This window comes from Streptomyces sp. CNP082, from assembly GCF_059570535.1.
On record NZ_JCANSZ010000014.1, the window covers coordinates 99909 to 123730 of the forward strand.

The 23822-nt window shown below is 73.1% G+C and carries 19 protein-coding genes; 14 read left to right on the forward strand and 5 right to left on the reverse strand.

All coding sequences use genetic code 11. The features are described from left to right. Positions 1-15: 15 nt before the first annotated feature. Genes B124_RS14680 through B124_RS14690 form a run of 3 tightly spaced genes read left to right on the forward strand, consistent with a single transcriptional unit; the run spans position 16 to position 4822 of the window. Entirely contained in the window at positions 16-1002 is a 987-nt protein-coding gene (locus B124_RS14680; protein WP_496503258.1) for an aliphatic sulfonate ABC transporter substrate-binding protein, read from the forward strand. Further along, positions 999-2468 (forward strand): sulfatase family protein, encoded by a 1470-nt coding sequence (locus B124_RS14685; RefSeq protein WP_496503259.1) that lies wholly within the window; start codon positions 999-1001, stop codon positions 2466-2468. The genes B124_RS14680 and B124_RS14685 overlap by 4 nt, the downstream gene beginning before the upstream one ends. Further along, positions 2465-4822: a glycoside hydrolase family 43 protein gene (locus B124_RS14690; RefSeq protein ID WP_496503260.1), complete on the forward strand. Its 2358-nt coding sequence runs from the start codon at positions 2465-2467 to the stop codon at positions 4820-4822. Before B124_RS14685 ends, B124_RS14690 begins: the two co-directional genes overlap by 4 nt. Before the next feature lie 270 nt (positions 4823-5092). Here B124_RS14690 and B124_RS14695 read toward each other — a convergent pair whose 3' ends face one another. Then, on the reverse strand, positions 5093-6250 hold the full coding sequence (locus tag B124_RS14695; protein WP_496503261.1) for an RNA-guided endonuclease InsQ/TnpB family protein: 1158 nt from the start codon (positions 6248-6250) through the stop codon (positions 5093-5095). 79 nt (positions 6251-6329) lie between these two features. Here B124_RS14695 and B124_RS14700 point away from each other — a divergent pair, with 79 nt between their 5' ends. Then, on the forward strand, positions 6330-7340 hold the full coding sequence (locus B124_RS14700; protein ID WP_496503262.1) for an alpha/beta hydrolase: 1011 nt from the start codon (positions 6330-6332) through the stop codon (positions 7338-7340). Positions 7341-7415: 75 nt separating this feature from the next. On the opposite strand, the gene B124_RS14705 is transcribed toward B124_RS14700, so the two are convergent. From B124_RS14705 to B124_RS14720, 4 genes are all read right to left on the reverse strand, one after another. Next, the gene (locus tag B124_RS14705) at positions 7416-7775 is read right to left on the reverse strand and encodes a hypothetical protein (RefSeq protein ID WP_496503263.1); all 360 of its coding nucleotides are present in this window, start codon (positions 7773-7775) and stop codon (positions 7416-7418) included. After that, positions 7772-8251 (reverse strand): hypothetical protein, encoded by a 480-nt coding sequence (locus tag B124_RS14710; RefSeq protein ID WP_496503264.1) that lies wholly within the window; start codon positions 8249-8251, stop codon positions 7772-7774. The genes B124_RS14705 and B124_RS14710 overlap by 4 nt, the downstream gene beginning before the upstream one ends. A gap of 568 nt (positions 8252-8819) precedes the next feature. Then, on the reverse strand, positions 8820-9632 hold the full coding sequence (locus tag B124_RS14715) for a peptidoglycan DD-metalloendopeptidase family protein (RefSeq protein WP_496503265.1): 813 nt from the start codon (positions 9630-9632) through the stop codon (positions 8820-8822). A 46-nt stretch (positions 9633-9678) separates the two neighbouring features. Beyond that, positions 9679-10989, reverse strand: a complete 1311-nt coding sequence (locus B124_RS14720) for a DUF8814 domain-containing protein (protein ID WP_496503266.1) — start codon at positions 10987-10989, stop codon at positions 9679-9681. 208 nt (positions 10990-11197) lie between these two features. Here B124_RS14720 and B124_RS14725 point away from each other — a divergent pair, with 208 nt between their 5' ends. The 10 genes from B124_RS14725 (at position 11198) to B124_RS14770 (ending at position 23742) form a co-directional block, all read left to right on the forward strand. After that, positions 11198-12202 (forward strand): ArsR/SmtB family transcription factor, encoded by a 1005-nt coding sequence (locus B124_RS14725; RefSeq protein WP_496503267.1) that lies wholly within the window; start codon positions 11198-11200, stop codon positions 12200-12202. Between the two features lie 153 nt (positions 12203-12355). Then, a complete protein-coding gene (locus B124_RS14730; protein WP_496503268.1) occupies positions 12356-12727 on the forward strand; it encodes a cell division protein SepF in 372 nt (123 codons plus the stop codon). Between the two features lie 322 nt (positions 12728-13049). Continuing rightward, entirely contained in the window at positions 13050-14348 is a 1299-nt protein-coding gene (locus B124_RS14735; protein ID WP_496503269.1) for an AAA family ATPase, read from the forward strand. Between the two features lie 185 nt (positions 14349-14533). Further along, positions 14534-15328, forward strand: coding sequence for an SDR family oxidoreductase (locus B124_RS14740; protein WP_496503270.1), 795 nt, complete (start codon positions 14534-14536; stop codon positions 15326-15328). A 61-nt stretch (positions 15329-15389) separates the two neighbouring features. Beyond that, positions 15390-16931, forward strand: a complete 1542-nt coding sequence (locus tag B124_RS14745) for an MFS transporter (protein WP_496503271.1) — start codon at positions 15390-15392, stop codon at positions 16929-16931. Positions 16932-16936: 5 nt separating this feature from the next. Then, complete coding sequence (locus tag B124_RS14750; protein WP_496503272.1) at positions 16937-17644, forward strand: TetR/AcrR family transcriptional regulator; 708 nt, start codon at positions 16937-16939, stop codon at positions 17642-17644. 50 nt (positions 17645-17694) lie between these two features. Continuing rightward, the gene (locus B124_RS14755) at positions 17695-18093 is read left to right on the forward strand and encodes a nucleotide pyrophosphohydrolase (RefSeq protein ID WP_496503273.1); all 399 of its coding nucleotides are present in this window, start codon (positions 17695-17697) and stop codon (positions 18091-18093) included. After that, positions 18090-19028, forward strand: a complete 939-nt coding sequence (gene mmuM / locus B124_RS14760) for a homocysteine S-methyltransferase (RefSeq protein WP_496503274.1) — start codon at positions 18090-18092, stop codon at positions 19026-19028. Before B124_RS14755 ends, mmuM begins: the two co-directional genes overlap by 4 nt. Before the next feature lie 293 nt (positions 19029-19321). Then, the gene (locus tag B124_RS14765; protein ID WP_496503275.1) at positions 19322-21016 is read left to right on the forward strand and encodes a 3' terminal RNA ribose 2'-O-methyltransferase Hen1; all 1695 of its coding nucleotides are present in this window, start codon (positions 19322-19324) and stop codon (positions 21014-21016) included. Further along, entirely contained in the window at positions 21013-23742 is a 2730-nt protein-coding gene (locus tag B124_RS14770; RefSeq protein WP_496503276.1) for a polynucleotide kinase-phosphatase, read from the forward strand. The genes B124_RS14765 and B124_RS14770 overlap by 4 nt, the downstream gene beginning before the upstream one ends. The last annotated feature ends 80 nt before the right edge of the window (positions 23743-23822 follow it).

Sequence of the window (23822 nt, forward strand, 5' to 3'; positions counted from 1 at the left end):
AAGGACCGATCCGCCATGCGTGCGACCCGTCGTACCCTCGCCCTCTCACTCACCGTAGCGCTCATCTCACTCCCGGTCGCCGCATGCTCCGACGACAACGGCGGCGGATCAGACGGCTCCACCGTCCGCTTCGGCTACATCAACGACTACAACGGCGCCAGCCTCCTGGCGATCGCCGAGAAGCAGGGCCTGTGGAAGAAGGCCGGCCTCGACGCCGAGGTCTCCGTCTTCAACAACGGCCCCATCCAGATCCAGGCCCTCGGCGCCGGCGACCTCGACTTCGGCTACATCGGCCCCGGCGCCATGTGGCTGCCCGCCTCCGGCAAGGCCGACGTCGTCGCCGTCAACACCCTCGGCTACGCCGACCGCGTCATCGCCCAGCCCGGCATCACCTCGCTCGCCGAGCTGAAGGGCAAGAAGGTCGGCGTCCCCGAGGGCACCTCCGGGGACATGGCGCTGAACCTCGCCCTGCAGGAGGAGGGGATGTCCATCGACGACGTCGAGAAGGTGCCGATGGACCCCGCGACCATCGTCTCCGCGTTCTCTTCCGGGCAGATAGACGGTGCCGGCCTGTGGTACCCGATGATCGACGAGATCAAGGCCAAGGTCCCCGACCTCGAAGAGGTCGCCAGCACCCGCGACTTCGAGGACAGCTACTTCCCCAACGCCTTCGTCGCCGGCACCGGCGTCGACCCCGAGCTGACCACCAAGGTCATCGGGGTCCTCCAGGAGGCCAACGACTGGCGCTTCGAGAACCCCGGGGAGGCCGTCGCCGACACCGCGGCGATGCTCAAGCTGGACGAGGAGAAGGTCAAGGCCGACGCCGCCAACCAGGAACTGCTGGCCACCAAGGACCTCGTCGCCAAGACCGAGGACGGCACGGTGGCCGGCTGGCTGGGCGACCTCGCCGAGTTCTTCGTCGGCACCGGCCAGCTCGACGAGGCGCCCGACCCGGCTGAGTACTACCGCGGCGACCTCTACACGAAGGCCGGCGCCAAGTGAACCTGCTCTTCCTGATGACCGACCAGCACCGCGTCGACACCCTGGGCTGTTACGGCAACCCGCACGTGGCCACCCCCCACCTCGACCGGCTCGCCGCCGCCGGCACCCGCTTCGACCGGTGCTACACCCCCACCGCCATCTGCACCCCCGCGCGCGCCAGCCTCCTCACCGGCCAGGCGCCGTTCCGGCACCGGCTGCTCGCCAACTACGAGCGCAACGTCGGTTATCTGGAAGACCTGCGCAGCGACGCCTTCACCTTCCCCGGCGCGCTCGCCGCCCGCGACTACCAGCTCGGCCTCGTCGGCAAGTGGCACGGCGGCACCCACCGCAACGCCGCCTCCTACGGCTTCGACGGACCCGACCTGCCCGGCTGGCACAACCCCGTCGACCACCCCGACTACCTCGCCTACCTCGACGAGCGGGGGCTGCCGCCGTACCGGATCTCCGACGCGGTCCGCGGCACCACCCCCAACGGCAACCCCGGCAACCTGCTCGCCGCCCGGCTCCACCAGCCCGCCGAGGCCACCTTCGAGCACTACCTCGCCACCCGCGCCATCGAGCAGTTGGACACCTACGCGGCCACCGGCCGCCCCTTCTTCCTCGCCGCCCACTTCTTCGGCCCGCACCTGCCCTACCTGCTGCCCGACGAGTACTACGACAGGTACGACCCCGGCCTCGTCGAGCTGCCTCCGTCGATCGCCGAGACCTTCGAGGGCAAGCCGGCCGTCCAGCGCAACTACAGCGCCCACTGGACGTTCGACACCATCCCCATCGAGGTCACCCGCAAGCTCATCGCCGTCTACTGGGGCTACGTCACCCTCATCGACCGCCAGATCGGCCGCATCCTCGACCGCCTCGACGACCTCGGCCTGACCGACGAGACCGCGGTGTTCTTCACCGCCGACCACGGCGAGTTCACCGGCGCCCACCGCCTCCACGACAAGGGCCCGGCGATGTACGAGGACATCTACCGCATCCCCGGCATCGTCCGCGTCCCCGGCGCCCCACCGCAGGTCAGGGACGAGTTCGTGACGCTGACCGACTGCACCGCCACCATCCTGGACCTCGCCGGCTGCGACACCGCGCCCGCCGTCGACAGCCGCAGCCTGTTGCCGCTGGTCCGCGGCGAGCACCCCGAGTGGCCCGCCGAGCTGCTCGCCGAGTTCCACGGCCACCACTTCCCGTACCCGCAGCGCATGATCCGCGACGAGCGCTACAAGCTCGTCGTCAACCCCGAGTCGGTCAACGAGCTGTACGACCTGGCCGCCGACCCGCACGAGCTGACCAACCGCTACGGGCACCCCGAACTGCTGCCCGTACGCCGCCGGCTGCTGCGCCGGCTGTACGAGCTGCTGCGCGAGCGCGGCGACAACTTCTACCACTGGATGACGCCGATGTACGACGTCGGCGCCCTCGACCACGACCCGACCCTCAGCTCATTCGAACCGGAAGGAACCACCGCATGAGACGGACGTGGACACGGACCGCGCTGCTGCTGTGCGCGCTCCTCGCGGGACTGCTGCCGCTGTCGTCGGCGACGGCCTCGGGCCCGGCGCCGGCGGAGAAGGCGGCGGAGGCCGCCCCCGGGACGTACGCCAACCCGGTCACCGACGGCGTCGTCGACACCTTCCCCGACCCCGTGACGATCCGCGGCAAGGACGGCTACTGGTACGCCTACGGCACCATGAACCCCGTCTTCCAGTCCGGCGGCGAGCAGAGCGAGCGGATGCTGCCGATCCTGCGCTCCGCGGACCTGGCGACCTGGGAGTACGCCGGCGAGGTCTTCACCCCGGAAACCCAGCCCGACTGGCACCAGGGCTCCCGGCTGTGGGCCCCCGACATCCGCTACAACGACGGCCACTACACCCTCTACTACTCCGTCCCCGGCCGTAACACCGTCGGCGCCGCCACCGCCCCCACGCCCACCGGCCCGTGGACGGACACCGGTCCCGTGCTGCCCACGCCCAGCGGCTGCCCCACCGGCGGCATCGACCAGGCGCAGTTCACCGACCGCGACGGCAAGACGTATCTGTACTGGGGCAGCTACGACATCCTGTGCGTCGCGGAGATGAACGCGGAGCGCACCCGCATCACCGGCGAGGTGACGCAGGTCGCCCAGGGCCGGCGCATGGAAGGCGCGTTCGTCGTCCGCCGCGACGGCTACTACTACCTCTTCTACTCCGACGCCGGCTGCTGCGACGGCGCGTACAGCGGCTACCAGGTCAAGGCCGGCCGCTCCACCAGCCCCACCGGGCCCTTCCGCGACGACGAGGGCGTCGACCTGACGGCGCCAACGAGCAAGGGCGCCATCGTCCTCGGCGCCAACGGCAACCGCTGGATCGGCCCCGGCCACAACGGTCTTTCCACCGACCTCGCCGGGCAGGACTGGCTCGTCTACCACGGCATCCCCGCCGACAACCCCGACCTCGACCGCATCCCGTCCCTGCCCGACCGGCAGCTCACCCGCCGCCCCATGCTCATCGACCGGCTCGACTGGATCGACGGCTGGCCCGTCGTCCGCGGCGGCGCCGGGCCCTCCGAAGGGCCGCAGCGCGCCCCCGTCACCGAGTGGGACGCCGGCGGCACCTTCGCAGGCGGCTCCCTCGACGGCTGGCGCGCCGAAGGCACCGGCACCGGCGGCTGGTCGCTCGCGGACGACGCCGACTCCGGCCCGTACGCGACCCACGAGACGGGCGGCGGCGACCCGGCGTTCCTCGTCACCGGCGATGACGCACCGCGCGACCTGCGCGCCGAGGCCGACCTGAGGGTGACGTCCGCGGACGGCGCGGCGGGCCTGACCGTCGCCTACCGCGACCCGCGCAACCACACCACCGCCTGGCTCGACCGCGACCGCGGCGCGCTGGTCACGGACGTCGTCGTGGACGGCCGCAGCCTCGGCGAGTCCGCGACGCCGCTGCCCGCCTCGTACGACTGGGACTCCTGGCACAACGTCGCCGTCGAGGTGCGCGGCGCACGCATGACCGTGGAGGTCAGCGGCGACCGGCTGCGCGACGCCGTCGCCGCCCAGGAGCGCACGCTGCCCGACGACGCGACCCGGCCCGGCGCGGTGGGCGCCGCGGCCCGCGGCGGCGGCGCGTCGGCCGACAACGTCGGCGCGGCCCGGCTCTACGAGCCGGTCACCGAGCGCGTGCCCGAGCCCGCCACGGGCCGGCTGCTGTCCGGCCACAGCGACGAGTTCACCTCGGCCGCCGTGCCCGGCACCGAGCCCGGCTCGCCGTGGCAGTGGCTGCGCGGCCCCGCGCCCGGCGTGACCACGGACGGCGGCGACCTGGTGTGGCCCACGCAGAACGGCGAGCTGCACCTGAACAACAACACCGCCTCCGTACTGCTGCGGGACGCGCCCGAGGGCGACTACACGGTGACCGCGAAGCTCGGCTTCGACCCCGCCCAGCCCAACCAGCAGGCCGGACTGCTGCTCTACGCCAACGACGACAAGTACTTCAAAATGACCCACTCCGTGGTGCCGCTGAACCGCGGCGGCGGCACGGTCCTCGACGTCAGCGAGTTCGCGAAGGAAGGCGAGCGCCCCACCACCTCGCCGCCGACGCCCGTCGCCAACGCGCCGATGTTCGGCGGCCCCACCGCGGACACCATGTGGCTGCGGCTGGCGTACCGCCACGACGGCGAGAGCGGCGAGCACGAGGTGCGCGCGGCCACCAGCCGCGACGGCCGGACGTGGGTGTGGAACGGCGTGTGGACGCTGCCCGGGGACGAACGGCTGCGGATCGGGCTGGTGTCGATGAACAAGGAGGGAGCCGAGGCGCGCTTCGACTACGTACGCACCCACCGGAGTCGGTGACGGCACGCTGATCGGTGCCGACGTCTTGACGAGGGGCCCGTCCGCGATCACCGTTGCTGAGGCTGGTCCACCTGCCCCGCCGGCACCTGAAGGGTGCGGGCGGGGCCGCCTCGTACGTCTGTGCGCGTCTCCTCCGAGAGGTCCATGTCAACTTCCCGGTCCTGAAAGGCCGGGCCTCGCGGCCCGGTCGGTCTTCACGCCGATTTGCGCTCCCGGCTGCCCGCTACGGCAGGACGGCTACGGGTCGCATCCACCACAAGAGAGGAAGTGCTAAGTCTCTTGCAGTGCGGGACTGTTGACGAAGCCCCACGCCAGGCGTGCGCGCTCAGGCACGTTGACCCCGGCGACGTGGTCAGCCGGGCCAGCGAGCCCGCACCGACGACAACGAAAATGATCCCGAGCCGGCCGGTTGCCGCGCTCGGTATGCCCGCAGCGCGGGCAGCGCTGCGAGGTGTAGCAGGCGTCAACTTCGAGAAACGCCACCCCCGCCCGGCGGCACTTGTATGCCAGGAACTCGCCGAGTTGGTGGAACGGCCACGAGGAGAGCGCGGCCCGCTGGTCGCGGCGAGGCCGTACCCGTTCACGGATCCCGCCGAAGTCTTCGACGGCGATACCGCGTCCGGTGCGTTGCGCGACGGCCACGATCTCCTTGCTGATCTTGTGGTTTGCATGGGCGGCATGCCTGGTCTCACGGCGGGACATCCGCTTGGCCCGCCGGGTTGCGCTGCGGGTCTGCCTGGCCTGCAGCTCCGCCCTCTTACGGGCCTGCCAGCGCCGGTAGCGCCCAAGACGCCGCCCCTGGTAGTTGGTGCCATCATTGGTGGTGGCCAGATTCGCAACGCCGCGGTCCACACCGATCCACCCGCTCGGCTCCGACATCCCAGGCTCGGGCACCTCACATGTGGCGACGAGAAGCCACTTCCCGGCACGGTGCACGAGATCACTCTCACCCTTGCGGTATTTCGTCAGCAGCGCCACCTGCTCTGGATGCCCGATGTAACGCAGGCCCTTCACCCGCCCGTCGACAGTCCAGATACTGACAGTGCCGACGTCGTGCTGCCAGGACAGGATCCGGTCGTCATAGGGCTGCGCCGCATCCGGGCGAAACACGATCGGCTTGGACTCGGCCCTGACTCTGCGCTGAGAACCCTGCGGGCCGAGGTGCCCCGCGCGCACGTTGGCCTTGAGAGTGGTGTAAGCATCCACGGTCTTCTTCACCGACCTGACGGCGGCCTGCGCAGACAGACCAAAGTCTGCCTTCAGCTCGGCGTACACCTTCTTCTGCAGGTCGTTACGCGACCGCTTGCCCGTCGAATACGCCACTGCAGAAGCGCGGTTCGCCGCGGCATTGCAGGCGTACAGCGTCCGCTGCAGTGCCGACGCCTCCTCGGGCGTCGGCAGCAACCTGACCTGCACCACCAGCCTCATGCGAGAAACCTACCGGCAGCCACTGACAGACCCCACTGCGGAAGCCACGTCCAGCGACCCACCTCCAACGGGAGCCGCAATGACAGCAGTTCTGACCGTGAGAAACCGCTTGCTCCTCCTCCTCACCGCTCTGCTCCTCACCCTCGTCCCCGCCGCCCCGGCGCTCGCCGCGGCGGCCCCGGAAGCCGCCGCGAAGTCCGCTGCGGGGGGTGACGCCGAGGTCGTCGGCGTCACCCAGGTCGGCGACCGCCTGGTCGACTTGTCGGTACGGTCCCCGGCCCTCGGTGGCCGCACCGTCCCCGTACGCCTGCTGACCCCCGACGGCTGGGACCCGGACGACCCCGCGCAGGACTGGCCCACCCTGTGGCTGCTGCACGGCTGCTGCGGCGACTACACCTCCTGGACCTCCATGACCGACGTCGAGGAGACCGACAGCCTGCGCGACGTCCTCGTCGTCATGCCCGAGGCCGGCTGGAACGGCTGGTACAGCGACTGGTGGAACTTCGGCGAGGGCGGCGACCCGGCGTGGGAGACCTTCCACACCGACGAGCTGCGCCGGCTGCTGGAGAGCGACTGGGGAGCGAGCCCGGACCGCGTGGTCGCCGGCCTGTCGATGGGCGGCCAGGGCGCCCTGATGTACGCCGCCCGCCACCGCGGCATGTTCCAGGCCGCCGCCGCCTACTCGGGCGCCGCGCACCCGCTGCTCAACGACGAGTCCGTCAACCGCATCATGGGCTTCTTCGCCGGCCAGGGCGACGACCCGCGCCGCGTCTGGGGCGACCCGGTCGACCAGCGCGCCATCTGGGAGGCCCACGACCCGTACTACCTGGCGAAGAACCTCAAGTCGACGCCGGTCTACCTCTCCTGCGGCGACGGCACGGCAGGCCCTCTCGACCCGCCCGACGCCACGGACGCGCTGGAGGCGGACTTCAACCGCCAGAACCAGGCGCTGGCCGATGAGCTGAAGCGGGTCGGCGCAAAAGAGGTGATCACCAACCTCTACGGCCCGGGCACCCACCGCTGGGCGTACTGGGAACGGGAGCTGCACGCCTCACTGCCGATGCTGCTGGACGCCCTGAACGTCCGCTGACCCGCCGGCCCTGACGGGTCCCCCGGCGACCGGAATCCGGCCGCCGGGGACCCCTGCCGGACGTTTGACGCGGGCTCAACTCCGGTCCGTGGCTCTCGGATGCCCCGTGCCCGCGAAGGTGATCCAGCACGTCTCCCGGACGGTGTCCAGGAGATACCAGATGCGTCCGCCGCCGGTGACCTCGATCTGCCACTGCTCGCAGGTCTGCCCGCGGTGGGTGCCATGCGCCAGGCCACCCTTGAGCCGGTGGTGCCGGGGTGTCCCGGTGGCCGGTCCTGGGGTGGTGCGCATGGTGCTCCAGGCCCGGTAGGTGTTCTCCCGGGCCTGTTGGGCTAAGCATTCCCAGCCCTTGGCCGAGGCCGCGTTCGCGAAGCGGACCTCCCAGTGGCCCTCCGGCGCAGGAGGCGCGGCGCGGTCGCCGCGGCCCGCCGTCATGCGACGTCCCGCGGGTCGGGCGCCGGGCCGTAGTCCTCGCTGTGGTCCCTGGTGAGCGCGGCAAGCAGCGCAGGGTCGGAGTAGACCTCCGCGGTGTGCTGCCAGGCGACGAGCATCTGCGCGACGGACGCGCTGTTGCCGAGAGTATCGGCGGCGCGCATGGTGTCGACCAACTCGACGGCGAAGGCATGGAGATCGGACTCGGGTAGGAAGCGAACCCAGGGGAAAGCATCGGGGAGTATGTCGAGGAGCAGTTCCATACTTCCCGGTTCCCGGCGTGCCATCGCAGCCAGCATCCGAGTGGCAGCCGACACGACCGTCTGATCCTGCTCAGCCCGTGCCGCGGTGGTGAGGACCAGATCCTCCCCGTCCCTGCGGTGCAGCAGCAGCCGGGGCGATTCCTTGAGCCGGGCGAGTGTCTGCTTGTTCTTGTTCACCAGCTCGGAGAAGTTCACCGCTGTGCTTTCGCTTGACATAACTTGGAAACTACTTTGAAACTCCCGGATGCGCTATCACCCGAATGAGGGGGTTGTGGCGGTCGGTGCGCGGTGCTCCAAGATCGAGCGGGGGGTGCGGTTCCCGCCGAGGCATCTGGACCAGCGGGCCGAGGACGTCCTCGGCTCGCTCGCCGCGAGGCTGCTGAAGGAGACGCGCAGGACCCTGACCAGGAGGGCGGGTCTGGCGTCGAGGTTTCCGGCACTGGGCGGTGACCGAGCCGCTCGTACGGCCGTAGCCCGGCCGTACGGGCGCCACGAGGACAAACTCCGGGTAACCCTCAATCCAAACCCGAACAAATCGCCCACGCAACCCGACTTTCGCCCTCCCCGGCGCAGCTACAGGCTGATCACCCGTACCCGCTGCCCGCACAGCTTGCCCGCAGACGCGCGGCGACGGCGCCGCAGCCGACCGGGAGCCTGGCGAACCGCCCTGGTGGCGCGCCGCGGCCCCGGCGCACTACCCGGCGCGAGACCCGCCGGGCGACCCCGCGCAGGGGTCCCGCAGGGGCCGGCGCGGGACACCGGCCCCTGCGGGACCCGGAGGTGCTCAGCAGACCGGGACTCCCGGGAGCTTCGCGTCCGGATGGTCGATGTAGATGTTGGAGACGAACCCGCGCTGGTCGCGCAGGCGGCTCCACCAGTCGTTCGTGTAGCCCTCGGCGTTGACCACGTCACCCTGCTTCTGGCACTCGACGAACACGCTCGTCGGACCGGACAGGGTCGTCACCACGGGGGAGCTGAGGTACGCGTCCGACCGGACCCGCACGCCGGAGCCCCAGGTGGTGAAGTTGGTGTTGCCGCAGTTGTCGCTGCGCAGGTGGTACTGCCCGTACGAGCTGGGATACGGCATCGGCGAGCCGTTGATGACGATGTCCTGGCCGGCGCCGTTGTAGAGCTGCTCGTAGTGGATGTGCGCGCCGGTGGAGTTGCCGGTGCTGCCCGTGATGCCGATCTGCTGGCCCTGGGCGACCGAGGCGCCGTCGCCGACCGAGAACGAGGCCAGGTGGAAGTAGTACGTCTTCCAGCCGCCGCCGTGGTCGATGACGATGTAGTTGCCGGCGCCGCCCGCCTCGTAGTGCCGGGTCGCGGTGCCGGCCGCGGACGCCACCGTCGGCGTGCCGGCGGTGGTGCCGCCGTCGGAGCGGATGAAGTCCAGCGCGCGGCGTACCTCGGCGCTGTGGTGGCTGTACGTCCACTGCTGGCCGCAGGGGAACGGCGCCTTGAAGTTCGGGGCCAGTTCGGGGCGTACGTCCGCCTGCGCCGGTGCCGCCGCGGTCAGTCCCAGCAGCGTCAGCAGCGCCGCGACGAGGACGGCCGCGGCCCGCGGCACGGAACGGGCGTGGGTGGGTCTGTGAGGCATCGGGGCGCCTCCTTCGGTGGGGGTGGAGGGGTGGGGGGTGGCGCGTTCAGCACTCGGGGACGCCGGGCAGCCAGGCGTCGTCGACGTCGATGAAGATGTGGGAGATGAAGCCGCCGTAGTCGGGCAGGTAGGCCCAGGCGTCGTTGGTGTAGCCGTCGTACGTGATCTGCTCGCCGTGCTCCTGGCACTCCACCCGCACCTGCGTCGGTCCGGGCAGGGTGGTCAGCACCGCGGAGGAGGTGTTCGACTCCTGGCGTGCCCGCACGTCGGTGCCCCAGGTGGGGAACCGGGTGCCGGTCTCGTCGCCGGTCCACAGGAACGTCACGTCGACCCAGCCGTTGTCGTTCAGGCCGACGTTGTAGAACGTGCCGTCGGCCAGGTCGATGCCCGCCGGGTTGGCCACGCGGCGGCCGAACTCGTCGAGTCCGCCGTTGTACCCGCTCTCGTACGCCGCCTGCGCCTCGGGCATGCCCTGCGGCAGGTCCTGCCAGGATTCGCGTACGGACGGCGGACTCCAGTAGTCGTCCTTGGTGTTCCACGGGCCCACGTCCCACACCGGCGCCGTCTCGCAGCGCGCCGGGCCGCAGACCTGCACCGAGTACTCGGCGCTGTCCTTCGGGGAGAGCCCGCGCCGCGACGGCAGGGCCACGAAGTGGTCGTTGGGCACGATGACGTGGCCGTTGGCGGTCGTGCCGCCCACCAGGCCCTCGCGGGTGGCGAACAGCCGGTACGTCAGCGGTGCGGCGGCGGCGCGGGGGGCCGGCGCCGGGTCGGTGTCGGCCCGTAGCCGCAGCGCCTCGACGGCCGGCGAGGAGCCGGTGCCGGTGCCGGAGTCGGTGCCCGCGCGCAGCGTCAGCCGGGCCTGGACCTCGGTGACCGCGAACGGCAGCCGGGCCGCGTCCTGCGCCCCGCCGCCCGCCGGCAGCCACTCGGTCCAGCCGCCGTCCGGCGCCCGGCCGCGGACGTCGACGACGACCTCGGCGCCCGCCGGGATCCGGGCGTCGAGGTCGGCACGTATCCGGTTGACGGGGCGGTCGAGCCGTTCGGGGGCGAGGACCTGGGTGCCCTCGCCGGGGACGGACTGACCGGCGACCGACTGACCGGGGGCTGACTGAAGGGAGGCGGGTGCGGCGCTCTGCGAGCGCAGCCGCAGATCGCCTTGTACGGAGCGGACGTTGACGTCGTCCGCGTCGATCTCCGCGAGGTCGGCCCGCCAGGTGGCGGGCGGCGCGGGGCCGCCGGCCGCCGCGTCGCCGCCCGCTGCCCCGGCATACGCCGGGTGTGCGACGGCAGCCGCGCAGATCGCGCCGGTCAGCGCAACCCTGCGCCACCGGCTGGTTGTTGGTGTGCGCCGCATCTGGCTCCTTCCGGTGTTCTGGTGAGGTCCGCGAAGGTGCTGGTCGTGCGGCGACGCATCGTAGGCACCGCCTCACCGGCGCGCCGCCCGGGTTTTCCGTCACCGTCGAAAACCCGATGTCCTGTGCCGCCGGAAGGGCCGCCGGAAAGACCGCCGAAGGGCTGCCCGGGGCCGGGACAGCGCAGGCCGCGCGTGGTTACCCTCGGGTATGGCCGGAATGCTTCATGTCCACTTCAAAGACCGGGACTTCCGCCACGTCCAGCTCGCCCGCACCGCCGACCCGATCTGGGAGGCGATCCTCGGGCTGCACGTCGCGTACACCCCCGCGCCCCTCCTCCCCGCCCGGCTGCGCCCCTGGCACCGCCGCGCCCGGCACCGCCTGCGCCACCCCGACCTGCGCCGCACCTGCCACCTCGTCAACGGCATCGCACCCGCCGACGCCACCTACTTCCCCGACTTCCTCACCCCCGTCGAGTCCGAAGACGGCATCACCGCCGGTCTGCGCACCCTGCGCGCCACCCCCGCCACCCGCCTCGCCCGCGAGATCCGCCTCGCCGCCCGCCACCGCCCGCTGCCCGCCTGGACCGCCCGCCTGGCCGCCGGCGACCGCACCGTGCTCGGCGACCTCGCCGACGCCCTGCACCACCTCCACGACCGCCTCATCGCACCCGACTGGAGCGAGATCGAGGCCACCGTCGCCGCCGACCGCGCCCGCCAGCTCGAAGCGCTCGAAGCCGGCATGCCCGCCGTCCTCGCCACCCTCGAACCCTTCACCTGGGCCGACCCCGTGCTCAGCGCCCCCTACCCGGTCGACTCCACCCTCCACCTGCACGGCCGCGGCGTCCGCCTCATCCCCTCCTACTTCTGCCACACCACCCCCGTCGCGATCGCCGACCCCGGACTCCCGCCCGTCGTCGTCCACCCCGTACGCCGCCACCCCGCCCCGCCCGACCCCGCCCGCCCCGCCCCCCACCGCGACGCCGCACTCGCCGCGCTCCTCGGCGCCAGCCGCGCCCGCGTCCTGGCCGCACTCGCCCCCGCCGCCACCCCCGCCACCACCGGCGGCATCGCCGCCCGGCTGGCCATGCCCGCCTCCTCCGTCAGCGGGCACCTCACCGTCCTGCGCCGCGCGGGCCTCGCCGAGAGCGAGCGGGCCGGCCCCCACGTCGTCCACCGCCTCACCGCCCGCGGACGGCACCTCCTCGACGGCTGACCGGCGAAGACGCCCGGGCCGAGGGAAACTTGAGCCGATCCGGGGCGTGAAAACCCGGATTCCCGTGTGTCCCTGCGCGGTCACCTGTTCGGCCCATCGATAGAATCGCGCGATGGCCGGACCGGGAGCACGCGGAACTGCGAGGAGGGCACGTTGACCGGACATGACGTCACCGACGAGCAGTGGCAGGGGCTCGCCGAAGTCGTGCCCCTGCGCGGCAACGAATGGCCCTCCTGGACCGGGCACCAAGCCCTCGACGACCCCGAAGTCGACGCCGACCAGCGGCAGTTCGTCGTCATCCGCTGCCAGGTCTTCGCCGACGCCCGGCGCGTGGCCGAGTACCTGATAGCGCAAGTCCCCGTCCTGCTGGACCTCACCGGCGCCGAGATCGACGTGGCCAAGCGGATCCTCGACTTCGCCAGCGGCGTCACCTTCGGCATCCAGAGCAGCATGCACCGCGTCGACCGCAACGTCTTCCTGCTCGCCCCCGTCGGCACGGAAGTCGAACCGCTCGCAAGCCGCTGACCGCACACCGCAGGTCGGTGCGAGGTCCTCGGCGGCGTGCTGGCTCACCTCGTCACGGGGCAGGCCGCACGCAGGATCCTGTGCAACGCCCGAGGGCCACGACTTCAACGGCGCGTGACCCCAGGCTCCGCGCGCTGCGGACTGCGCCCCGGGCACCGCCCCCGCCGCTCCGGAACGGCGCCGTGCGGGTGACCGGCGGCACGCCGCCTTACCCTGCTCCAGGGGTGAGCCTCCGCAGATCCGCCGGTGGCTCGCCCGTTCGGGGGAAGGCGGTATTGCCGGAACGGTTCGGCTTGCGGTGTGCTCAATAGCGTCCCAGCCCATGACCTCCCCTACCGGGTACCCTTTCCGATCCTCGTGCGACCTCCTGCGCGACCCACCGCGCGGCACCCAGCGCGACATCCCGCACGACGCTCTGCGCACGACCTACGCCGGGCGCCATCCCCACACCGACCGCGCCGCCCTCGGCGAACTGCGCCTGTCCGCCTACAAGTCGCACCGCGGCACCCGGCTCGGCCTCGGCCCTCTCACCCTGCTCACCGGCGGCAGCGGCAGCGGCAAGACCGCGGCGCTGGAGGCGTGCGGCGTACTGGCCAGGCTCGGTGCCGGGGCCACCCTGGAAGAAGCGTTCGCGGCGGTGTCCGGAGGCGCCGCGGCCTGCGTACCGCACCGTGCCAAGCCTGATGCCGCGGGCCGCCGCGGCGTCCGCCTCGGCTGTACGGTCCGCGGCCCCCTCGGCGACGTCCGGCTCGACCTCGCCGTCCAGGCGGAACCCGAACTGCGCATCGTCGGCGAACGCCTCACCGGCGCCGGCCACACCCTCCTCGCCACCGCGCTGCGCGACCCCCGGCGCGACCGCGTCCAGGCGTACTGGCACACCGCAGGAACCGCCCCCGTCACCCGCGCCCCGCTGCCCGACGACCGGCTCGGCACCGCCCTCCTGCCGCTGCGCGTCGGCGGCCGTACGGAAGGCGAACGGCTCGTCCTGGCCGCCGCGGAACAAGCCGTCCTCGCCCTCCGCTCCGTCTACTCCTGCGACCCGCGCCCCGCCCTGATGCGCGCCGCCACGGCCGTCCCCGCCGGCGGCGAACAGCTCGCCCCCGACTGCCGCAACCTCCCGGCGGTGCTGCGCCGCGTACGCGACGAGTGCGGCACCCGGCACGCGGCCCTCGTGGACGCCCTGCGGGGCGGCTGCGCGGGCCCGGTGCACGACCTGACGACGGAGGAGTACGGCAACGGGCTCGTACGGGCCGTGCTGCTGCGCGAACCGGGCCAGCGCAGCACCCCGGTCGAGACCCTGGGCGACGGGGAGTTGCGCTACCTCGCGCTGGCGCTGGTGCTGCTCACCGGTCCCGGCGTGCTGGCGGTGGACCCGGCCTCGGAGGTGCTGCCGGCGCGGCAGGCGCTGACGGTGCTCGCGGACGGGCTCGACCGGTGCCTGGACGAGCGGCAGGCGAAGGAGCTGGTGGCGCTGTGCGGGCGGATGGGCCAGCGCGGGCACATCCGGGTGGTGGGCTCCGTCAGCGAGCCGTTTCTGACGGAGTCGGAGGGCGCGACGGTGGTGGCGCTGCCGCAACGGCCCGCGCCGGGGCGGCAGGGACCGGCGCAGGCGGCGGGATGACGCTTGCGGAACTCCGCGGCTGCCGGTGGCCGGTGGCAAGTTGCCGGTCGTCGGCAGCCGGTCGTCGGTCATCGGTCGCCGGGCCGGGTGAAATCGCGTTGCGGACCCCGCGGGCGTGTGCGTGATCATAGGGGGCCGCCGGCCCTGGTGAGCCGGCGTACGAACGACGGCGAAACGGAGTGCACATGCCCCTCGACGGCCGGACCGCACTGGTCACCGGCGTGAGCCGAGCGCAGGGAATCGGGTTCGCCCTCGCCCGCGGGCTGCTGGCCGAGGGCGCGCGCGTGTTCGCGCACGGCTGGACGCCGCACGACGACGAGATGCCCTGGGGCGCCGACCGCGGCGGCACCGAGGCCGTCGTCGCCGCCCTCGGCGGCGAGGGCGACCGGCTCGCCTACGCGCACGCCGACCTCGCGGAACCGGCCGCCCCCGCCGCGCTGCTGGCCGCCGCGGGGGAGCGGTACGGGATGGTGGACACGCTGGTCGTCAACCACGCCCGCAGCTCCACGTACGGCCTGGAGAAGCTGACCGCCGCCGAACTCGACCTGTGCTGGGCGGTGAACGTCCGGGCCACGCTGCTGCTGGTGCAGGCGTACGCGGCGCAGTACGACGAGGCGGCGGGGAAGGAGCGGGGCGGCGGCCGGGTCGTGCTGTTCACCTCCGGCCAGCATCTGGCGCCGATGAGCCAGGAGATCCCGTACGCCGCCACGAAGGGGGCGCTCCAGCAGTTGACGCTGACGCTCTCGGACAGCCTCGTCGACCGCGGCATCACCGTGAACTGCGTCAACCCCGGACCCACGGACACGGGTTGGGCGGGTGCGGAACTGGCCGCCCAGGTGGGGCGGGCGCTGCCGCGCGGGCGGTGGAACACGCCGGACGAGGCGGCGGCCGTGGTGCGGCTGCTCCTGAGCGACGACGCGGCGACGATCACGGGCAACACGGTCGACGCGGAGTCGGGCTTCCGGCGCTGGGTGCACTGACGCGTGACCCTCCCCGATTTTGCGAGATTGACTCTCATTAGAGAATGCATAACATGTGTGCATGACTCTCGATAGGCGTTGGCTAGCGCTGGTGGGCCTGACCATCAGCGTGATCGTCCTCGGATTCGACCTGACGATCCTGAACGTCGCCCTGCCCACCATGGCGGCCGACATCGGCGCTGATACGGGCGACCTGCAGTGGATCGTCGACTCGTACTCCGTCGTCTTCGCCGCCGCCATGCTTCCCGCCGGACTGCTCGGCGACCGCTTCGGGCGGCGCAGGATGCTGCTCACCGGGCTCGCCATCTTCCTGGCCGGCTCGGTACTCGGGGCGGTCGTCTCCACTCCGGGGCCGGTCATCGCGGCCCGGACGATCATGGGGTTCGGCGGCGCGCTGATCATGCCGCTCGCGCTGTCCGTCATCCCGGCGCTCTTCAAGGGCGCCGAGCAGACCAAGGCGATCGCGGCCGTCACCGTGGGGATGTCCGCGGGCATGCCTTTCGGCCCGCTGCTCGGCGGCTGGCTGCTGGACAACTTCTGGTGGGGCTCGGTCTTCGTCCTCAACATCCCGCTGGTCGCGATCGGCATCCTCGCCTGCGTGCTGTGGATCCCCGAGACCCGCGATCCGGCCTCTCCCGCCATCAACCCGGTGAGTGCGGCGCTGGGGATAGCCGGCCTGGGCGCGCTGGTCTACGGGGTGATCGAGGCACCGGCGAAAGGGTGGGGCGCCCCCGTCATCGTCGCCTCGATGGCCGCCGGCGCGCTGATGCTCGCCGGGCTCGTGCTGCGCGAACGGCGCGAAGCCCGCCCCATGCTCGACCTGGAACTGCTCGGGAACCCCGTCTTCCGGTGGAACACGGTCATCGCCACCCTGGCCATGTTCGTGATGATGGGCCTGATGTTCGTGCTGCCCCAGTACCTCCAGGCCGTACAGGGTCACGACGCCTTCGGCACCGGACTGCGGTTGATGCCGCTGATGGCCGGCCTGCTCGTCGTAGCCCGCGCGGTGCCGCCCCTCGTGGCCCGCTTCGGCTCCCGTCCGGTGGTGGTCGCGGGTATGGCCGCCCTCGGCATCGCGATGGTGCTCGGCAGCACCACGGACGCCGACACCGGGTACGGGTTCACGGCGGTGTGGATGACCCTCACCGGACTGGGCATGGGCTTCGCCATGATGCCCGCGATGGACGACGCCCTCGCCGCGCTCCCACAAGGCCGGGAGGGCACGGGCACCGGGCTGATGACCACCCTGAGGCAGGTCGGGGGCGCCATCGGCATCGCCCTGCTGGGAAGCCTGCTCAACGGGGTCTTCACCGACCGGCTCGACACCGGGGGCCTGCCGCCCGACGCGGCCGGGACCGCGGAGGAGTCCGTGGTGGCCGCGCAGGGTGTCGCGGCGGAACTGCAGTTGCCGCAACTGGCGCAGTCTGCCGAGTCCGCGTTCATCCACGGCCTGGAGGTGGTGCTGCTGGTCTGCGGCGCCGCGGCACTCGCGGCGGCCGTCCTGGCCGGCTTCGTCCTGCGCGACGGGCGCGGGGGCAAGAAGGCGGAAGATCCGGCTCCGGCCGGGTCGCTGCCCGCCTCGGCTGAACGTGCCCGACAATGAGCCCCATGCCATCACCCTCAGCCACGCCCAGTGAACCGGCACCGACGGTGTCCTTGTACCCCGGGCCCGCGGGAGCCGCAGAAGCGGCCGAAACCGGAGGGGCCGCCGGACCCGCGGGAGGTGCCGCAGCCTCCGGAGCGGGCCTCGGGCTGCGCCAGCGCAAGAAGCAGCGCACCCGCCAGTCGATCCGGGACGCGGCACGTCGGCTGATCGACAGGCAGGGTTTCGACCAGACGACCATCGAGCAGATCGCGGCGGCGGCCGAGGTCGCGCCGGCCACCATCTTCCGGCACTTTCGCAGCAAGGAACACATCGTTCTGACCTACGACCACCACTCCGGCGTCGAGTCGCTGCGGGCCCGCCCGGCGCACGAGCCGCCGCTGGTCGCGCTGCGCGCGACGCTGAGGGAGTTCGCGCGCTCGCTCTACGAGGACTACAACGCCGAGTACCGATGGCGCCGCGAGCTGGTGCGCACGGTGCCCACGGTGCGGGCGCAACTGCGTGAGTCGCAGGACCGCATGGTCGAGGCCACGTGCGACGTGCTCGCCGAACGAACCGGCCGGCCGGCGGACGACCTCGAACTCCGCGTCGTGGTGGGCAGCATGACGGGCGCGCTCGATCAGGTCCTGTGGGGCGAACACGGCGAGGAGGACGACCTTCTGGAGATGTTCGACCGGGCACTGGACGTGCTGGAGCGCGGCCTCACGCTGTAGCTCCCCCCGGGTGGCGGCGAAGGGCACCGACCGGGTGGTAGACAGGGCGCATGACGGACGACGTGCAGGCTCTGCAGAAGCGGCTGGTGGCGTTCGCCGCGGCCCGGGACTGGGAGCAGTACCACACCCCCAAGAACCTGGCCGCCGCGCTGAGCGTGGAGGCCGCGGAGCTGGTGGAGGTCTTCCAGTGGCTGACGCCTGAGGAGTCCGCGCGGATCATGGCGGACCCGGACGCGGCGCACCGGGTGACGGACGAGGTCGCGGACGTGCTGGCGTACCTGCTCCAGTTCTGCTCCGTGGTGGGGGTGGACCCGCTGGCGGCGCTGGCGGCGAAGATCGAACGCAACGAGGAGCGGTTCCCGGCACCGCAGGGGAGGAACGGGTCCGGGACGGAGGCGGATGCGGAGGCGGATGCGGAGGCTGGGTCCGGGGCGGGGGAGGGGCGTTGAGACCCGGCGTGCCGTTCGCCGAGGCCATCGCGCGGGCCGCGGGCGGCGGCCCGCCGCTGGTACTCGACGGCGGGCTGTCGAACCAGCTCGAAGCGCAGGGCTGCGACCTCCGTGACGCGCTGTGGTCGGCCCGGGTGCTCGCGGACGACCCGGCGCAGATCGAGGCCGCGCACGCCGCGTACGTACGGGCCGGGGCGGACGTGCTGCTGACGGCGAGCTACCAGGCGACGTTCGAGGGCTTCGCGCGCCGGGGCGTCGGGCGCGAGGAGGCGGCGCGGCTGCTGGCGCGCAGCGTGGCGCTGGCCCGGCGGGTGGCGGACGGGGCGCCGCGGCCGGTGTGGGTGGCGGCGTCGGCGGGGCCGTACGGGGCGATGCTGGCGGACGGTTCGGAGTACCACGGCCGGTACGGCGACGGCGTGGGCGTCGCGGAGCTGGTGCGCTTCCACCGGCCGCGGCTGGAGGTGCTGGCCGCGGCGGAGCCGGACGTGCTGGCGCTGGAGACGGTCCCGGGGCTGACGGAGGCGACGGCGCTGCTGCGGGCGGCGGCGGGTCTCGGCGTGCCGGTGTGGCTGACGTACACGGTCGCGGGCGGGGCGACCCGGGCGGGGGAGCCGCTGGCGGACGCGTTCGCGCTCGCGGCGGACGACGAGCGGGTGGCGGCGGTGGGCGTCAACTGCTGCGCGCCCGAGGATGTCGCGTACGCGGTGCGGACGGCGGCGCGCGTCACGGGCAAGCCGGTGCTGGCGTACCCGAACAGCGGGGAGGGCTGGGACCCCGGGGCCCGCGCCTGGCGCGGCCCGGGCTCGTTCGACTCGGCAGCCGCGGTGCGTTGGCGCCAGGCGGGCGCAGCCGCGCTGGGCGGCTGCTGCCGCGTCGGCCCGGAGTCGATCGCCGCCCTGGCGGCGGAGCTGCACGGGGAGGGCACGCACGGGTGAGCGCCGCTCTCGCCCAGGAGCACCGCTCTCGTACCCGAGCGCTGCTCTCGCACCCGAGCGCTGCTCTCGTCCCCGAGCGCTGCTCTCGCACCAGAGCACTGCTCCGAGCCGAGAGCACCCGACGGCTTGGTGAGCACCGCTCCCGACCGTGAACACTGCACCGCCCGAGAGCACCGCTCTCCGTCCAGAGCACTGCACCCGCCTCGGAGCACCGCTCTCGTACCAGAGCACTGATCCGCTACCGCCCGAAACCCGATGGCTCCCGTCCCGCCCCACACGACATACTCGCTCACGTGTTCCTGACCCTCACCGCGACCGGCACCGACGCCGCGCCCGCCACCGACCTCGGCTTCCTCCTGCACAAGCACCCTGATAAAGCACAGGAGTTCGCCACCTCCCGCGGCACGGCCCACGTCTTCTACCCCGAGGCGACCCCCGCCCGCTGCACCGCCGCGCTGCTCCTCGAAGTGGACCCCGTCGGCCTGGTGCGCGCCGCGAAGGGCAAGGGCAGAGGCGGCATGGGCAAGAGCCCCGACTCCGCGCTCGCGCAGTACGTCAACGACCGCCCCTACGCCGCCTCCTCCCTCCTCGCCGTCGCGCTCAGCCGCGTCTTCCGGACCGCCATGACCGGCGCCTGCCGCACCCACCCCGAGCGGGCCGCCCAGCGGCTCCCGCTGCGCATCGAGGTCCCCGCCGTCGCCGCCCGCGGCGGCCCCGAGCTCGTCACCCGCCTCTTCGCGCCCATGGGCTGGCAGGTCACCGCCGAGGCCGTGCCGCTGGACCCCGCCTTCCCCGAGTGGGGCGACTCGCGGTACGTCTCGCTCGTCCTCGAGGGCGAGGTGCGGCTCGCGGACGCGCTGCGCCACCTGTACGTGCTGCTGCCGGTGCTCGACGACGCCAAGCACTACGGCGTCGCCCCCGACGAGGTCGACAAGCTGCTGCGCGCCGGCGAGGGCTGGCTCGAAGACCACCCCGAGCAGCGGCTCATCACCGGCCGCTACCTCTCCCGCCGCTGGTCGCTGGCCCGCGAGGCGCTGGAGCGGCTGGCGCTGGCCCGCCTCGCCGAGTCCGACGACGCCGAGCCGGAGGAGCTGGACAACGCCGTCGACGAGGCGGCCGACACCGAGGAGAAGCCGGTGCCGCTCGCGGTCCAGCGCCGCGCCGCCATCGCCGGGGCGCTGCGCGCCGCCGGTGCGGCCCGGGTGCTCGACCTCGGCTGCGGCCAGGGCCAGTTGGTCAAGGAGCTGCTGAGCGACCCGCGGTTCACCGAGATCACCGGCGTCGACGTGTCCGTACGCGCCCTCGCCGCCGCCGCCCGCCGGCTGCGGCTGGAGCGCATGGGCGAGCGGCAGGCCGCGCGCGTCTCGCTGCTGCAGAGCGCGCTCACGTACACCGACCGCCGGCTCGCGGGCTACGACGCCGCCGTGCTCAGCGAGGTCGTCGAGCACGTCGACCCGCCGCGGCTGCCGGCCCTGGAGTACGCCGTCTTCGGCTCCGCGCGGCCCGCGACGGTGGTCGTGACGACGCCCAACTCCGAGTACAACGTGCGCTGGGAGTCCCTGCCCGCCGGCCATGTCCGGCACGCGGACCACCGCTTCGAGTGGACCCGGGCGGAGTTCCGCGCCTGGGCCGGGCCGGTGGCGGCGCGCTTCGGCTACGCCGTGGCGTACGAGGGCGTGGGCCCGGACGACCCGGAGGTCGGCCCGCCGACCCAGCTCGCGGTCTTCACCAGGAACGACACCCGCACCGACACCCGCACCGACGTCCGCACTGGGGCCGCCACCGACACCCCTGCCGACCCGGGCAGCCACGCCGACACCACGAAGGCCGACACCACGAAGGCCGACATCACGAAGGCCGACATCACGAAGGCCGACATCACGAAGGCCGACATCACGAAGGCCGACATCACGAAGGCCGACATCACGAAGGCCGACACCACGAAGGCCGACACCACGAAGCCCGGCACCACGAAGGAGGCGTCATGAGCGACACCACCACCCCGGCACCCGACGCCGCCCCGGCCCGGGAGACCCGCCGCCTCGGCGTCCCCGACCTCTGCCTCGTCGTCCTCGTCGGCACCACCGGCTCCGGCAAGTCCACCTTCGCCCGCCGCCACTTCAAGCCCACCGAGGTGCTCTCCTCCGACTTCTGCCGCGGCCTCGTCGCCGACGACGAGAACGACCAGTCCGCCTCCGCCGACGCCTTCGACGTGCTGCACTACATCGCCGGCAAGCGCCTCGCCGCCGGCCGCCTCACCGTCGTCGACGCCACCAGCGTCCAGCCGGAGGCCCGCCGCCAGCTCGTCCGGCTCGCCCGCGAGCACGACGTGCTGCCTGTCGCCATCGTCCTCGACGTCCCCGAGAGCGTCTGCCGCGAGCGCAACGCCGCCCGCCCCGACCGCGCCGGCATGGGCGCCCACGTCATCCCGCGGCAGCGCCGCGAGCTGCGCCGCGGCCTGCGCGGGCTGCAGCGCGAGGGCTTCCGCACCGTGCACCACCTGCGCGGCACGGACGAAGTCGACGCCGCCCAGGTCGTGCTGGAGCGCCGCTACAACGATCTGGCCCACCTCACAGGCCCGTTCGACCTCATCGGCGACGTCCACGGCTGCGCGAGCGAGCTGGAGAGCCTGCTCGCCACCCTCGGGTACGAGGACGGGGTGCACCCCGAGGGCCGTACCGCGGTCTTCGTCGGCGACCTCGTCGACCGCGGCCCCGACAGCCCCGGCGTGCTGCGCCGGGTCATGGGCATGGTCGCCGCGGGCAGTGCGCTGTGCGTGCCCGGCAACCACGAGAACAAGCTCGGCCGCCTCCTGCACGGCCGCAACGTCAAGGTGACGCACGGCCTGGCTGAGACCGTCGAGCAGTTGGAGCGCGCGGAGGCGGCGGAGCCCGGGTTCCGCGAGCGGGTGCGGACGTTCGTCGACGGGCTCGTCAGCCACTACGTCCTCGACGGCGGCCGGCTCGTCGTCAGCCACGCCGGGCTGCCGGAGAAGTACCACGGCCGCACCTCAGGCCGGGTGCGCTCCTTCGCGCTGTACGGCGACACCACCGGCGAGACCGACGAGTACGGCCTGCCGGTGCGCTACCCGTGGGCCGAGGACTACCGCGGCCGGGCCGCCGTCGTCTACGGCCACACCCCGACGCCGGACGCGTCCTGGGTGAACAACACCATCTGCCTCGACACCGGCTGCGTCTTCGGCGGCAAGCTGACCGCGCTGCGCTGGCCGGAGCGCCAGCTCGTCGACGTGCCGGCCGAGCGCGTCTGGTACGAGCCCGTCAAGCCGCTGGCGCCCGCCGCCGGTGCCGGCGCCGCACCGGCCGGCACCGGCGGCACCGCCGACCGCCCGCTGGACCTCGCCGACGTGCACGGCCGCCGCGTCGTGGAGACCGGCCAGCACGGCCGCGTAGCCGTACGGGAGGAGAACGCGGCGGCGGCGCTGGAGGTGATGAGCCGCTTCGCGGTCGACCCGCGGCTGCTGCTCTACCTGCCGCCGACGATGGCGCCCACCGCCACGTCGGCCGAGGAGGGGCACCTGGAGCACCCGGCGGAGGCGTTCGCGGCGTACCGCGCGGACGGCGTGGCACGGGTCGTGTGCGAGGAGAAGCACATGGGCTCGCGCGCCGTGGCGCTGGTGTGCCGGGACGAGGGCGTCGCGCAGAAGCGCTTCGGCCTGCCCGCGGACGCGGGCGTCACGGGCGCGCTGCACACGCGCACGGGCCGCCCCTTCTTCTCCGACGCCGAGCGCACCGAGCAGGTGCTCGCCCGCGTCCGCGACGCGGTGACGTCGGCCGGGCTGTGGGAGGAGCTGGGGACGGACTGGCTGCTGCTCGACGCCGAGCTGCTGCCGTGGTCGCTGAAGGCGGGCGGGCTGCTGCGGCAGCAGTACGCCGCGGTGGGCGCGGCGGCGCGGACGGTGTTCCCGGGCGCGCTGGCGGCGCTGGAGGCGACGCGCACCCGCCTGGCCGGCGCCCACCCTGCGACCACCGCCGCCACGGCCGCCCCCGCCACCGGCACAGCCACCCCCGCGGACGCCACCCCCGCGGACGCCACCCCCGCGGACGCTGACGCCGACCCCGCCGCCGCCCTCGGCGCGCTGCTCGCCCGCCAGCACGAGCGGGCCGCCGACGCCGAGGCGTTCTCGGCCGCGTACCGCCGCTACTGCTGGCCGGTCGACGGCCTCGACGGCGTGCGGCTGGCCCCGTTCCAGCTCCTCGCCGCCGAGGGCAGGAACCTCGCCACCGAGCCGCACGACACCCAGCTCGCCCTGCTCGACCGGCTGGTGGACAGCGACGCGAGTGGCCTGCTGCACCGCACCGGGCGGCTGTTCGTCGACACCGGCGACGACGAGTCGGTGGCCGCGGGCGTGCGCTGGTGGCAGGAGATGACGGCGGCCGGCGGCGAGGGCATGGTCGTCAAGCCGCTCCAGGCGCTCGTACGGAGCGGGGACGGCCGGCTCGTGCAGCCGGGTGTGAAGTGCCGCGGCCGGGAGTACCTGCGCATCATCTACGGCCCGGAGTACACCCGCCCGGAGAACCTGACCCGGCTGCGCAGCCGCTACCTGGGCCACAAGCGCTCCCTGGCGCTGCGCGAGTACGCGCTCGGTCTGGAGGCGCTGGACCGGCTCGCGGCGGGCGAGCCGCTGTGGCGGGTGCACGAGGCGGTGTTCGCGGTGCTTGCGCTGGAGTCGGAGCCGGTGGACCCGCGCCTGTGAGACGGGCGGGCCCGCGCACCACCACCGCGGGCCCGCCACACCCCCCCCCGCCGGCGCCGCATGATCGGCGAATCGCTGCC